The organism is Sphingomonas sp. PvP055 (genome assembly GCF_040546365.1).
Lineage (GTDB): Bacteria > Pseudomonadota > Alphaproteobacteria > Sphingomonadales > Sphingomonadaceae > Sphingomonas > Sphingomonas echinoides_A.
In genome coordinates this window covers 2,502,555-2,516,184 of record NZ_JBEPNS010000001.1, presented here as the reverse complement: position 1 = coordinate 2,516,184, position 13,630 = coordinate 2,502,555, and the positions used below count along the sequence as shown (strand labels likewise).

Genomic DNA, 13,630 nt, shown 5'->3' with positions numbered 1-13,630 from the left:
AGTGGCGTTTCTGGCGTGGCGGCGATAGGTTGCGGCGATGACACCACCGCCAGCCGATCCCCGTCACATGCTTTCGCTCGCACGCGGCCTTGCCGTTTTCGAGGCGCTGGCGGAACTCGGACCGGGCCAGAGCGTGGCGCGGATCGCCGAAGCGACGGGGCTGGCGCGCGCGGTCTGCGGGCGATGCCTGTTCACGCTCGAGGCGGCGGGCTACGTCGAATGCCAGGACCGGCGCTATGCCTTGCGGCCCAGCGTGTTGCGGCTGGCGGCAGGCTATATGGGCGAGCGGTCGCTGCCCGCGCTGGCGCAGCCGCTGCTCGACCGGTTGCGCGATGCGGTCGGCGAAAGCGCATCGCTCGGCGTGCTCGATCGCAGCGAGGTTCTCTATCTGGCGCGGGCGTCGCGCGACCGGATCATGGCGGTCGGCCTCCACGTCGGCAGTCGCCTGCCGCTCGCGACGAGTTCGATGGGCCGGGTGTTGCTCGCGCAGCTGCCCGACGAAGCGCGCGATGCGACGCTCGGCGACCACCCGCCGGTGGCGCATACGCCGCGCACGCTGACCGACCCCGAGGCGGTGCGTGAGGAGCTGCGGCGCGTCGCGGAGCGGGGGTATGCGCTGGTTGACCAGGAACTCGATCTCGGCCTGCGCTCGATCGCGGTGCCGGTCCGTGCGCGTGACGGGCGGGTCGTCGCGGCGATGAACGTCGGCGCGCATGCCTTGCGCGTTTCCGTGGCTGAGATGACCGAGACGATCCTCCCCCAGCTCATCGCGACCGCGGGTGAACTGGGCGGACAGCTCGGCTGAAAGGACTTGCCGAACATCCGGCATCGGCGTATTTCGATGATCGAACACTTAGTTCGTTAATCGAACAACGGAGAGGGTATGACCCGGAAGATTTTCGATACGCCAGCCGCGGCGCTCGACGGATTGCTCTTTGACGGCATGACGATCATGTCGGGCGGCTTCGGTCTCTCGGGCAACCCGGAAAGCCTGATCCCGGAAATTCGCGCGAGTGGCGTCACCGGGCTGACGGTGATTTCGAACAATGCGGGCGCGGACGGTTTCGGTCTGTGGATGCTGCTGGAAAGCCGGCAGGTGGCCAAGATGGTCTCCAGCTACGTCGGCGAAAACAAGCTGTTCGAACAACAATATCTTTCCGGCGAACTCGAGCTCGAGCTGACCCCGCAGGGCACGCTGGCGGAGCGCATTCGCGCAGGCGGCGCGGGCATCCCGGCGTTCTTCACCAAGACCGGTGTCGGGACCGTGGTCGCCGAGGGGAAACCGACCGAAACGTTCGACGGCGAAGAGTATGTCCGCGAAACCTGGCTCCGCGCCGATGTTTCGATCATCAAGGCGTGGCGCGCCGACCCGGCGGGCAACCTGATGTTCCGCAAGACCGCGCGCAACTTCAACCCCAACATGGCGACCGCCGGCAAGGTGACGGTCGTCGAGGTCGAGGAAATCGTCCCCGCGGGGACGTTCGACCCGGACTGCATCCACACCCCCGGCATCTATGTCGACCGGATCGTCCTCAGCACCATCAACGAGAAGCGGATCGAGAAGCTGACGACCCGCGCAAGGGAGGCCGCATAATGCCCTGGACTCGCGAACAGATGGCCGCACGCGCGGCGACCGAACTCAAGGACGGCTATTACGTCAATCTCGGGATCGGCATCCCGACGCTCGTCGCGAACTATATCCCCGAGGGGATCGACGTGACGCTCCAGTCCGAGAACGGCATGCTCGGTATGGGGCCGTTTCCGTTCGAAGGCGAGGCGGACCCCGACCTGATCAACGCGGGCAAGCAGACGATCACGCAGCTTCCGGAATCGAGCTTCTTCTCGTCCGCCGACAGCTTCGCGATGATCCGCGGCGGCCATATCGACCTGACCGTGCTCGGCGCAATGGAGGTGTCGGCGAACGGCGACATCGCCAATTGGACGATCCCGGGCAAGATGGTCAAAGGCATGGGCGGCGCGATGGACCTGGTCGCCGGGGTCAAACGTGTCGCGGTAGTGATGGACCATGTCAGCAAGAACGGCACGTCCAAGATCCTGCGCGAGTGCAGCCTGCCGCTGACCGGCAAGGGCTGTGTCGACCTGATCATCACCGATCTTGCGGTGATCGCGTGCGACAAGCCCGGTCTGCGGTTGCTCGAATGCGCCCCCGGGGTCAGCATCGAAGAGATCCGCGAGAAGACGGACGCCCCCCTTACGCTGGCGCAGGAGCTTGCCGCATGACCGATGCCTTCATCTGCGATGCAATTCGCACCCCGATCGGCCGTCTCAACGGTGCGCTCGCAAGCGTACGGGCGGACGATCTCGCGGCGATCCCGATCCGGGCGCTGATGGCGCGCAACGCCGGGGTCGACTGGCAGGCGGTCGACGACCTGCTCCTCGGCTGCGCGAACCAGGCGGGCGAAGACAATCGCAACGTTGCGCGGATGGCAGGCCTGCTGGCGGGTCTCCCGGAACAGGTGTCGGGCGCGACGATCAACCGGCTGTGCGGGTCGGGCCTGGACGCGGTCGGGTCGGCGGCGCGGGCGATCCGCTGCGGCGACGCGGACTTGATGATCGCGGGCGGTGTCGAGAGCATGACGCGCGCGCCGTATGTAATGGGCAAGGCGGGGAGCGCGTTCGATCGATCGCAGAAGATCGAGGACACCACGCTGGGCTGGCGGTTCGTCAACCCGGCGATGCAGGCGGCATATGGCGTCGACACGATGCCGCAGACCGCCGAGAACGTCGCCGACGACTGGGGGGTGAGCCGCGAGGATCAGGACGCCTTCGCCCTCGCCAGCCAGACCAAGGCCGCCGCCGCACAGGCAAATGGCCGCTTTGCCGCCGAGATTGTTCCCGTCACGATCCCGCAGCGCAAGGGCGACCCGGTCCTCTTCGATCGCGACGAACATCCGCGCGCGACGAGCCTGGAGGCGCTCGCCAAATTGCGCCCGGTCGTGCGCGCCGACGGCACCGTGACCGCGGGCAATGCGTCCGGCCTCAATGACGGCGCCGCGGCGATGCTGGTCGCGTCCGAAGCGGCGGCCCGCCGCCACGGCCTGACGCCGCGCGCGCGTGTGGTAGGCATGGCGGCGCACGGGGTTGCGCCGCGCGTGATGGGGATCGGCCCGATCGAGGCGGCCCGGCGCTTGCTGTCGCGCACCGGGATCGGTCTCGACCAGATCGACGTCATCGAACTGAACGAAGCGTTTGCCGCGCAGGCGATCGCGACGCTGCAGGATCTCGGTGTGGATCCGGCCGATCCGCGCGTCAATCCGAACGGCGGGGCGATTGCGCTGGGGCATCCGCTCGGCATGTCGGGCGCGCGGATCACGCTGTCGGCGGTCGAGGAATTGCAGCGGACGCAGGGGCGCTATGCGCTTGCGTTCATGTGTATCGGTGTCGGTCAAGGGATCGCGCTGCTCATCGAGCGGGTGTGACCCTGAACATCGCTATCGTCGGAAAGCATAGGAGCCCATAGCCAAAGAGCATTTGCTGTTCGCGTCGGCGATCCTACTTTCCATGATGTTGGCTGATCATGCCAGCGTGTAGGAATTGGAGAGTATTTCGTGATCAGCAAGCAACTCCTTGCTTCCGTCGCTGCTGCGGTCTGCGCCGTTTCCGGGCCTGCCGCCGCGCAAACGGCCGAGGTCGCGCGTGTCCTCGTCAAGAAGGGGCCGGTCCAGATCGAAGTGCTCGAACAGGGGCAGGGCAAGACGATCGTCATCCTGCCATCGCTGGGCCGTTCGGCGGAGGATTATGATGTCGTCGCGCAGTATCTTGCGAAGGACGGCTTCCGGGTCCTTCGCCCCGAACCGCGCGGTATCGGGAACAGCACGGGGCCGTTGGCCGATCTGACGCTACACGATTTCGCCGCTGACGTCGCGATGGTGATGGAGGATCGGAAGACCGGTCCCGCGATCATCGTCGGCCACGCCTGGGGCAGCCAGCCCGCGCGGATGCTGGCGGTCGACCGGCCGGATCTGGTGCGCGGCATCGTGATGGCGGCGGCGTCGGTCGGCAAGGTGCCGCCGGGGTCGAAGGAAAAGCCATACGGCCGGCTTCGCGACGCGATCGATGGGTCCGGCAATCCCAAGCTCCCCGTCGCGCAGCGGATCACCTATCTGAAACAAGCCTTCTTCGCGCCCGGCAACGATCCGCGCGCATGGCTTGGCGGCTGGTATCCCGAAGCGCACGACGCGCAGGCGCACGCCCGGAACGTCACCCCGGTCGACACTTATTATGCCGGGGGAACGACCGTGCCGATCCTTGATTTGCAGGGCGAGCATGACGCCGTCGTCGTCAAGAACGTGCTGCAGGCGCTGGTGCCGGAGCGCGTCGAGACCAAGGTGATCGCCGGGAGCGGCCACGCGATGGCGCCGGAACGCCCCAAGGCGATGGCCGATGCGATCGCGGCCTTCGCCAACCGGGTCTATGCGGCGGCGCCAGCACCCGCTCCCCGCTGAACGACCTGCGCCGCCGACCTTAGCGGACGGCGGACCGCAGATCCGCGGGCAAGTGATCGATCGGGCAATAGCGATAGGCGGTGCTTTGCCCGCGGATCTTGACCGAGAAGTTCAGGGCGTCGCGAACGGTGACCGTCTGGCGTTCGGTAAACCGCGGTGCCGGCCCGACGCCTGCATCGACGCAGGACTGGTCGACCACGAAGGTCGACCCGCGACGCGAGACGATTCGGACACGGCATGCGGAACTGTGCGCCCCGCTGATCCCGCGGCCGTCATATTGCCGGATCACCGCGTTGGGCGGAGCCTCGCAGCTTTGTTTGCCCGCAACATAGATGCCGGGTTTGAGCGGGTAGACCCCGCCCGGTTTCGGGGACCGATCGACACTGGCCCATACAGGCGCAAGGATCGTCGCGCCGGCCAGGGCGGTGATCGCCAGGAAAACAGGTGTTCGCATTGAGAGGCTTGTTCGCTCAGGCGGGACCCGCGTCAAGGCGTACCCGGAGAACCGCACGTCAAACGCAAATGTCTCCGGTGCGGCGATGCGCACCGGAGACGATGGTCGAGAAGTCGGCGATCGAGCTCTCGGCCTTAGAAGTTAAGTCGGAAGCCGATGTCGTAGCGCGGTCCGAAGTTCTGATAGTTGAGCAGCTGGTTATCGAAGCGACCCGTCGTGATGTACTTCGCGTTGAACAGGTTGGTGCCTTCGATGAAGACCTGCGCGGTCTTGTTGACCGCATAGGAGATGCTGCCGTCGAACTGCCCGTACGTCCGCACGAACACGGGTTCGTTGCCGGGGCCGCCCGCCAGCGTCTGCAGGAACCGCTCACGCCGGTTGTAGGCGATGCGGGCCGACAGACCGTACTTTTCGTAGAACACGGTCGCGTTCTGCGAATTGCCGATGCCTTCCGCCGCGAACGACTGGCCGATCTGCGTCACGTCGAAATTGCGGTTGGTGCTGACGAAGGTCGCATTCGCCTGCACGCCGAACCCGCTCAACACGCCAGGCGCCCAGTCGAGCGTATGGACGAGGTTGAGCTCCAGCCCGCGGATGTCGAGCGCGGTCGCGTTGCGCGGACGCCGCACGCTGAACCGCGCGGTGGTCGGGCTGATGATCAGGCCGCCGACCGGCAAGTTCCCGGCGTTGGCGATCGTGAACGTCTCCGGCGCGAAGGTCTGGACGATGAAGTCGTCGATGGTCTTGAAGAACACCGCCGCCGACAGCGTCGTCGTCCGGGTCGGATAATATTCGAACGACAGATCGAAGTTGGTCGCGCGATAGGGCTTCAGATCGGGGTTGCCACCGCTTGCGGTGAGCGTTGCCGGACGGAGCGTATCGTAGTTGAGGTTCGGCGCGAGATCGTTGATCGCCGGACGCGTGAGCGACTTATAGGCCGCGAAGCGCGCCTGGAACTTCGGCGCGATGTTCACGCGCACGTTCAGGTTGGGCAGGAACGTGTTGTAGGTGGACTGCTTGTCGACCGCGACCGTCTGGCGGTTGTTGGCGAAGACACCGTTGTAGATAGTCGGATCGCCCACAACCGGCAACAGATCGGTCAACTGCAACTGCTGCCCGAACGATCGCAGCTCGGTGTGCTCGTAGCGCGCACCGACGTTGACGAACCACGGAACGCCGCCAAGCGTGCCCTCGAAGTCGACGTCGGCATAGCCTGCGTAGACCGTCTCCTTGACGCGCGTCGAAGGCTGGGCGGTCGCGGCATAGCCGTTCGACGCCGCATACAGCGCAGCCGTCGTCCCCGGCGCGTTCCCGCGGGCGCGGTCCAGCGCCGCCGTGGCCGCCGGGCTGGTGAGGAAATTCAGATACGCACGCGGATCGAAGGTGAGGAACGTCGTCGGCAACCGGCTCGGGTTGAACGACCCGATCGTGAACGGCGACAGCAGCGACGGATCGGCGAAGGTCGAATAGCCGCAATAGACGCAACCGACGTTGGGATCGGACGTGACCGGCACGTTCTGTTTGTCGCGCGAGGTCCGCATCAGGCCGAAGCGCAACGTCTTCAGCGCGCCCGAATCCGCCTTCCACTCGGTGTTCAGGCGATATTCGGTAACCTTTTCGGTTACGTCATTGCCGCTGACGCCAGCGATATGGGTCTTGCCGAACGCCGGGTTCGTGAGAGCATCCGCCCGGTAGCCGAAGGTCGACGGGATTCCGCCATTCTCGCCCGCGGTGAAGCTGTACGGCGTCGCTGCGCCGATGACCGCGAAATAGCCCTGGCCGCCACCCTTGTTCTTCGCGCGCGATTGCGTCGCGTCGAGCACGACCTTGACGGTGTCACTCGGCTTCCACTCGACGTTGCCGCCGAATTCGTAGGTCGTCGTCTCGCGAACGCTGCCCGACGAGATGAAGTCGGCGTTGCCGTTCGTCGTCAGGCCAATAATCGACCGGTTGGAATCGATTGTTGCGTCGGTGTAGCTGGAAGGCTCGAACCAGCTGCCGAGGCCGCGCGTGGTCTGGTCGCTCTTGAACCGGTTGTACAAGCCGTCGACGGTCAGCGTGAGCGTGTCGGTCGGGGCATATTGCCCGACCAGCGTCGCGCCGAGGCGCGAGCGACGATCGACGGTGTTGGAAATGTCCTGGTTACGCGGCGCATAGACGTTCGTGTATATCGGCGCACTGTTCGCGCCGACCGACGTGCCGGGGATGTAGCCCCCGGTGGAGATCGAGTCGATCGAGGCGATGCGCTTCTGATAGGACAGCGACGCGAGCACGCCGATCCGGCCATCCGCGAACGTGTCGCTGAGCAGGCCGAACAGCTGCGGGGTGAACTTCTCGCTGTTCTTTTCGTACAGGCCCTTGGCGCTGAACACGCCCTTGAACTTCTTGAGGTCGAGCGGACGCGGGGTCTGGACGTTGATCGTCGCGCCGATGCCGCCGCCCTGCAGCGGCGCCTGCGTGCTCTTGTAGACCTGCGCGCCGCTGATCAGCTCGGCCGGGATGAGGTCGAACGAGAAGGCGCGGCTGTAATTGTCGGAGGCGAAGCTGCGACCGTTGAACAGCACGGTGTTGAACGCTGGCCCGAGACCGCGGACGGTAACGGACTGGCCTTCGCCGCTGCTGCGGTCGATCGCGACGCCCGGAATACGCTGGAGCGATTCGGCGACGTTGGCATCCGGGAACTTGCCGAGATCTTCGGACGAGATCGCATCGAGAATGCCCGAGGAATTGCGCTTCTGCGCAGCCGAGGAGGCGAGACTGCCGCGGATACCGGTAACGACGATGTCCGTCCCGGCGTTGTCCTGCGCGAGCGATGGCGGAACCGAGGAGGCGGTGGCAGAGTCTGCGGGAAGTTCGGTCTGCGGCGCTTGCTGAACCTGCGCCTGCGCTGGCATGGCAGCGGTCAGCATCGCCAGAGCGGCGACGGCAGTCCCACCCATCAGTGTGGCAACCCGCCGGTCAAAAACCGTGGTCCGCGAAAAGTCCGACATATATCCTCTCCCCTTGTCTGCTCATTTCGCATCATTCTGCGCGAATATGATGGAGCCTCCATATTTCATTTGTCCGATATATCAAGGTCTATTCGCAGCCTCTGATCTGCGGCATAAGCGGGGCAGGGAGAGCGCATGCAAAAGCAGCAGCAAACGGACAGCATTCCGGGCATCATCCGGACGATCGTAGTCGTCGGCGGGGGATCCGCGGGTTGGATCGCGGCCAATCGGCTCGCCGCGAAAGGCGCGCGCGGATCGGACGATATCGTCGTCAAACTGGTCGAATCCGCCACCGTCCCGACGATCGGCGTCGGCGAGGGAACGTGGCCGACGATGCGCAACACGCTCGCCAAGATCGGGATCGGCGAAACCGAATTCCTCCGCTCGTGCGACGCCGCCTTCAAACAGGGCGCGCGCTTCGTCGGCTGGAAGGACGGATCGCCGCGCGACGCGTATTATCACCCGCTCAATCCGCCCGCGGGCGCGGCGGACCTCAACTTGTCGCCGCACTGGCAGCAGGCGCTGGCGGATACGCCCGATCGCGATTTCGCCGACTGGGCCGATTTCCAGCAGGCGCTGTGCGATGCTGGGCTCGCCCCCAAGACGATCACCGCGCCGGAGTTCGGCGGGGTCGCGAACTATGCCTATCATCTCGACGCGGGGAAATTCGCGACCTTGCTCCACGACCATGCGGTCAATCGCCTGGGCGTCGAGCATGTCGTCGGGGACGTTACCAATGTGGTGATGGCCGACAATGGCGATATCGCCTCGCTGGAGCTGGCCGACGGACGCAGCATTGCGGGCGATCTGTTTATCGATTGCACCGGTTTCGCGGCGCTGCTGATCGGCAAGGTCTACGGCGTCCCGTTCCGCCCCTGCAACGACGTGCTGTTCGCGGACCGCGCGATCGCGATGCAGGTGCCGTATCTGACCGAAGACGCGCCGATCACCAGCCACACCGTCTCGACCGCGTCGGACGCGGGGTGGTTCTGGGACATCGGGCTGTGGGCGCGTCGTGGCACCGGCTATGTCTACAGCAGCGCGCACATCGACGACGATGCCGCCGAAGCCGCTTTGCGCGCCTATGTCGGGCCGCAAGCCGAGCAACTGTCGACGCGGCGGATCACGATCGAGGCGGGGCACCGCGCGCGGTTCTGGGAGAAGAACTGCGTCGCGGTCGGCCTGTCCGCCGGGTTCCTCGAACCGCTCGAAGCCTCCGCGCTGATGCTGGTCGAGGCGTCGATGGACGCGATCGCGGATCGCCTGCCGCGGACCCGCTCCGCGATGGACGTCGCCGCGCGCCAGTTCAACGACTCGTTCCGCCATCACTGGGACCGGATCATCGAGTTCCTCAAACTCCATTATGCGATCACCAAGCGGACCGACACCGCCTTCTGGCGCGACAATGCCGCGCTGGAATCGATCCCGGATTCGTTGAAGGAACGGCTCGAGCTCTGGCGGCAGCATCCGCCCGCACCGCAGGATTTCGCGCACGCCCGCGAAGTGTTCTCCTGGCCGAGCTACCAATATGTCCTCCACGGCATGGGGTTCGAGACGCAGTACCCTGTGGTGCCCGCGACATCCCCCGACGCCGCGCTTGCGCGCCGCTGGATCGGGCGGATGGAGCGGATGCGCGGGGATGCCGTGGCGCAGATGCCGCGCCATCGCACGTTGCTTCGCGCGATCCGCGAACACGGGTTGCAGGCGGTATGACCCGCCTGGTCGCGCTGGACCCCGCCCGGCATCACGCCGTCCACGTCGATCCCGTGGCCGGGGCGGCGGTGCGGCAATTCTGTCAGATCGGCGTGTCGGAGATCGCGCTCGCGGCGGCGGATATGCCGCTGTTCCTGGTCAAGGACGCGCAGACCGGCCGGTTCAACCTGATCGCGCTGTTCGGCCTGATCGAGCCGCGCAACCTGTTCTGGTACAATGACGCGATGCAGCTGACCTACCTGCCGCGCGCGGCGTCACTCACGGCGTTCCGGCTCGATGCGGGCGGGGCGGCGGGGCTGGCGCTCGACGAGGCGGATGCCGCGGTCGGCACGCGCGGACAAGCGCTGTTCGCAGCCGATCGCACCCCCGCGTCGTTCCTGGAGACGACCCACGACGCGCTGAACGCGGTCGTCGCCGACGTCGCAGCCGCGCAGACGTTGGTGGACGGGTACGCGCAGCAGCGGCTGATCCGCCCGTTGTCGCTCGTGCTGCGCCACGCCGACGGGCATGAACATGCCATCGGCGGTCTCTACGGCCTCGACGAGGATGCGCTGGCGAACCTCGACGACGCGACGGTGGTCGCGATGCACCGGGCGGACCGTCTCGCGCCCGCCGCGGTGATCGCGGCATCGCACGCGCAGGTCGAACGCTTGCGGCAATTGCACAACGCCGCAGGGTTGCGCGCGATTGAGGCCTTCACCCTGGCGCTTGCCGAATAATCCCTTTGGCAGCCCACCCGTAAGGTCGGTGTAAGCCACCCCTACTAGCGACGACAGACGGCGATGCGGGAACGATCGCGTTACCGGCACGACGTTTCGTGTTCCGTTGTTGCTTGGAGGATTGGTCATGACGTCCCGCTGGGTTCGTGCCATCGTCGCGACGATCCTCGCGATCGTTTTCGTCTCGATGGTCATCACCGGGTGCACGCTTGCCGCGCCCAACAATGCCGCGCCGACCTTCGCGATGACGTGCCTCGCGTTCGCCATCATCGCGTTCTTCGGCGGGCGGATGCCGACCGCGGTCGCGGTTGCGGTCGGCGCGCTCGAACTGGCCTTCATCCTCCCGGGCGAGGGGTTTGCGGTCAGCGATCCGGATCATGCGATGGGCCTGATCGCGGTGATCGCCACCGGGGCGATCATGGCGTGGTATGTCGGCCGCCGGGATACGCTTTCCGCGGCGCTGGCGGCGGAAGCCGAAGCCAGCCGGAACGTCGCCGAATGGCGCAGTGTGGCGCATTCCGAACTCGCGCACCGGCTGTCGAACGATCTGTCGATCATGGTATCGATGGCCGCGATCAAGGCGAGCGACGCGACCAGCCCGGAAGCGCGCGCGGTTCTGGCGGACATCAGCGGTCGGCTGGTCGTGCTGGGCCGGGTGTATCAGCGGCTGGAAGTCCGCGACCGGGATACCCAGGACGCCGTCGCCGCCCGCCAGTTCCTCCTCGACCTCTGCGACGACCTGCAGCTCTCCACCCTCAGCCTCGGTTCGATTTCGCTGCGCACCGACATCGACGAGACACTCCGCCTGCCGATCCGCACGCTGAGCCTCCTCGGCCTCATCACGAATGAAATGCTGACGAACGTCCGCAAACACGCGTTCCCGGATCACCATGGCGGCGAAGTCCTGCTGTATCTGCACCGGCACACTTTTCGCCCCGATTGCGTCGAGCTGATCGTGACCGACAACGGCGCGGGGTTCAGCGGAGGCGAGGCCAAGGGCCGTCGCGGGCGCAGCCTGCTGGTGATGCTGGCGAACCAGCTCGACGGAACGATCGCCTATGCGCGCATCTCGGGCACGACCGTCGCGACCTTGCAATTCGCCTTCCCGACCGCAACCCGCAAACCGCTCGGCGACGGATCGGCGGGCGAGGCACCGCGGGACCGGACGTGGGCTATCCCGCAGCCAGTGGAATGACCATGGCGAAGCGCGCCCCGCCGCCGGGGCCATCGCCAATGTCCAGATGGCCGTCGTGCAGGTCGACGATCCGCTGAACGATCGACAGGCCGATCCCGGCACTGTCGGAACGCTTGTGGTCGGCCCGCCAGAACCGCTGGGTCAGCAAGCTGCGGTCCATGACCGTAATCCCCGGCCCGTGATCGGTGACGATCAGTGCACCGGCAGGGTCGACCGCGATTTCGATCGATGTTCCGGCGGGCGTGTGGCGGACGGCATTGGTCAGGAAATTCGACAGCGCGATCGTCAGCAAAACACGGTTTCCGCGCACCCAGACCGGTTCGGCCGGAGCGTCGAGCGTCACCGGGTGCTGGCTTGCCAGCATTTTCGCGGCAGCCTCGCTCAGCGTCTCGTGCGCGACCGCGACCAGGTCGACCGCAAGCAGGTCTTCCCCCAGGATCGCGTCCGCGCGCGCCAGATCGTGGAGTTGCGACACGACGTGCGAGACACGGTCCGTTTGCGCGAGCAGGGCAGTACGCAACCTGTCGTCCCCAACCGAATCGAGCTGAATGCGCAGCGTCGCCAGCGGGGTGCGCAGTTCGTGGACGACGTTCCCGACGAATTCCGCCTGCGCGGCGAAGCTTTGCTCCAATCGTTCGATCAGGCCGTTGGTCGCCTCGACCAGCGGACGCACTTCGGTCGGCAAGCCCGCATCGGGCAGCCGGACATGCAAACTGCGCGGACCGATCGCGGCGGCGCTGGCCGACACGGTCCGCACGGTGCGCACCAGCAGCGCGATCAGCACGCTGTTGACGAGCGGGAGCAGCAGCAGGATCGGTAGCAACACCGCGAGATAGCGGGTGAGGAAGCTGCGGGTGATATCGTCGGTGATCGCCCCCGGACGCGTTTCGTCCTGCGACACCAGGATCCACAACGGCGTCGCGCCGACCCGCACCGGCACGCTGACCATGACGTAACTGCCGCGCTTGACCGCTTGCGGCGCGCGCCCTCTGGGAACGACCCTCCAGGGGACGTCGCCGGCGTGGGGACTGGCCATCACTCTGCGGCCCGAAGCGCCGAGAATGGCGAAAGCCCGGCCGTCATAGGTGCCCGCGTACAGCGCCTCGAGCGCTGGGGGGAGCAGCACGCGCCCGGGAGACGCCGCCACCGTCACCTCCGCCGCGATCGCCTGCGCCTGCGAAACGAGCAGTTCCTTCTGATAGACCGCCTTGGTCCGATGCAGCACCGATCCGGTCAGCAACGGGATCAGCACCAGCACCAACAGGATCGCGCCGCCTTCCAGAAGCAGGATCCGCGCGATCAGCGACCGCGGCCAGCCGATCTTCATGCCGCCGCGCGCAGCATATAGCCGACCCCGCGGATCGTCTCGATCACGATCGTCGCACCCGCCTGTTCCAGTTTCCGGCGCAGGCGATGGACATAGACTTCCACCGCGTTCGATCCGAGCGACTCCGACAAGCCGAACAGCTGGTCCTCGATCGTCGCCTTGACCACGACCCGCCCCGACCGGCGCAACAGCACGTCGACCAGGTCGAGTTCGCGCGCGGACAACAGCACGGCCTGACCCTCGACCGTCAGCGCCCGCGCCGACGGATCGAACCGCAGATTCCCGACCGCGAGTTCCGTCCCCGCGAACCCGCCCTGCCGCCGCAGGACCGCGCGGAGCCGCGCCACCAGTTCCTCGACGTCGAACGGCTTGGCCAGATAATCGTCGGCGCCGTGATCGAGCCCGCCGATCCGGGCGGCGGTATCCCCGCGCGCGGTCAGGATGATGACGGGGACGGGATCATGCCGCGCCCGCAAGCTCCGCAGGACTTCCATCCCGTCCGCATCGGGCAAGCCGAGATCGAGGACGACAGCGCTGTACCGGGCCGCGGCGGCCATCTGCAACGCGTCCCCGGCGGTCGCCGCATGGTCGCTGGCAATGCCCCGCCGCGTGAGCGCGGCGGCGAGCGCCTCGGCCAGCTCGCGATCGTCTTCCACCATCAACAACCGCATCGTCTTGCCCCGGACTTTCCTGCCAACCCGCTCTTGCAGAAACCTTTCGGGTAAAAATAGGTCTGTAAGCCTGCTGTAAGCCAAGCCTCCTAGTG

General features: G+C 66.4%; 12 protein-coding genes. 8 read left to right on the top strand and 4 right to left on the bottom strand.

Going from position 1 to position 13,630, the window contains the following annotated elements; genetic code table 11:
- The first annotated feature begins 67 nt into the window (after positions 1–67).
- From ABIC16_RS11870 to ABIC16_RS11850, 5 genes are all read left to right on the top strand, one after another.
- Positions 68–805 carry an IclR family transcriptional regulator domain-containing protein gene (locus tag ABIC16_RS11870; RefSeq protein ID WP_354291264.1) on the top strand — a complete coding sequence of 246 codons (738 nt, stop codon included), beginning with the start codon at positions 68–70 and terminating at the stop codon, positions 803–805.
- 78 nt (positions 806–883) lie between these two features.
- Positions 884–1,594 carry a CoA transferase subunit A gene (locus ABIC16_RS11865; RefSeq protein WP_277971066.1) on the top strand — a complete coding sequence of 237 codons (711 nt, stop codon included), beginning with the start codon at positions 884–886 and terminating at the stop codon, positions 1,592–1,594.
- Positions 1,594–2,241, top strand: a complete 648-nt coding sequence (locus ABIC16_RS11860) for a 3-oxoacid CoA-transferase subunit B (RefSeq protein WP_354291263.1) — start codon at positions 1,594–1,596, stop codon at positions 2,239–2,241. Before ABIC16_RS11865 ends, ABIC16_RS11860 begins: the two co-directional genes overlap by 1 nt.
- Positions 2,238–3,440, top strand: coding sequence for a 3-oxoadipyl-CoA thiolase (gene pcaF, locus ABIC16_RS11855; RefSeq protein WP_354291262.1), 1,203 nt, complete (start codon positions 2,238–2,240; stop codon positions 3,438–3,440). Before ABIC16_RS11860 ends, pcaF begins: the two co-directional genes overlap by 4 nt.
- Before the next feature lie 129 nt (positions 3,441–3,569).
- Complete coding sequence (locus ABIC16_RS11850) at positions 3,570–4,466, top strand: alpha/beta fold hydrolase (RefSeq protein ID WP_277971069.1); 897 nt, start codon at positions 3,570–3,572, stop codon at positions 4,464–4,466.
- Between the two features lie 19 nt (positions 4,467–4,485).
- Here ABIC16_RS11850 and ABIC16_RS11845 read toward each other — a convergent pair whose 3' ends face one another.
- Positions 4,486–4,920: a hypothetical protein gene (locus ABIC16_RS11845; protein ID WP_354291261.1), complete on the bottom strand. Its 435-nt coding sequence runs from the start codon at positions 4,918–4,920 to the stop codon at positions 4,486–4,488.
- Positions 4,921–5,054: 134 nt separating this feature from the next.
- Positions 5,055–7,859 (bottom strand): TonB-dependent receptor, encoded by a 2,805-nt coding sequence (locus ABIC16_RS11840; RefSeq protein ID WP_354291260.1) that lies wholly within the window; start codon positions 7,857–7,859, stop codon positions 5,055–5,057.
- A 186-nt stretch (positions 7,860–8,045) separates the two neighbouring features.
- On the opposite strand from ABIC16_RS11840, the gene ABIC16_RS11835 reads away from it, so the two are divergent.
- From ABIC16_RS11835 to ABIC16_RS11825, 3 genes are all read left to right on the top strand, one after another.
- Positions 8,046–9,623, top strand: a complete 1,578-nt coding sequence (locus tag ABIC16_RS11835) for a tryptophan halogenase family protein (protein WP_354291259.1) — start codon at positions 8,046–8,048, stop codon at positions 9,621–9,623.
- On the top strand, positions 9,620–10,342 hold the full coding sequence (locus ABIC16_RS11830; protein WP_354291258.1) for a SapC family protein: 723 nt from the start codon (positions 9,620–9,622) through the stop codon (positions 10,340–10,342). The genes ABIC16_RS11835 and ABIC16_RS11830 overlap by 4 nt, the downstream gene beginning before the upstream one ends.
- A 127-nt stretch (positions 10,343–10,469) precedes the next feature.
- Positions 10,470–11,537, top strand: a complete 1,068-nt coding sequence (locus ABIC16_RS11825) for a sensor histidine kinase (RefSeq protein WP_277971074.1) — start codon at positions 10,470–10,472, stop codon at positions 11,535–11,537.
- Here the strand turns inward: ABIC16_RS11825 and ABIC16_RS11820 are convergent.
- Complete coding sequence (locus ABIC16_RS11820) at positions 11,515–12,864, bottom strand: sensor histidine kinase (protein ID WP_354291257.1); 1,350 nt, start codon at positions 12,862–12,864, stop codon at positions 11,515–11,517. The genes ABIC16_RS11825 and ABIC16_RS11820 overlap by 23 nt on opposite strands.
- Entirely contained in the window at positions 12,861–13,535 is a 675-nt protein-coding gene (locus ABIC16_RS11815; RefSeq protein WP_277971076.1) for a response regulator, read from the bottom strand. The genes ABIC16_RS11820 and ABIC16_RS11815 overlap by 4 nt, the downstream gene beginning before the upstream one ends.
- Positions 13,536–13,630: the final 95 nt, after the last annotated feature.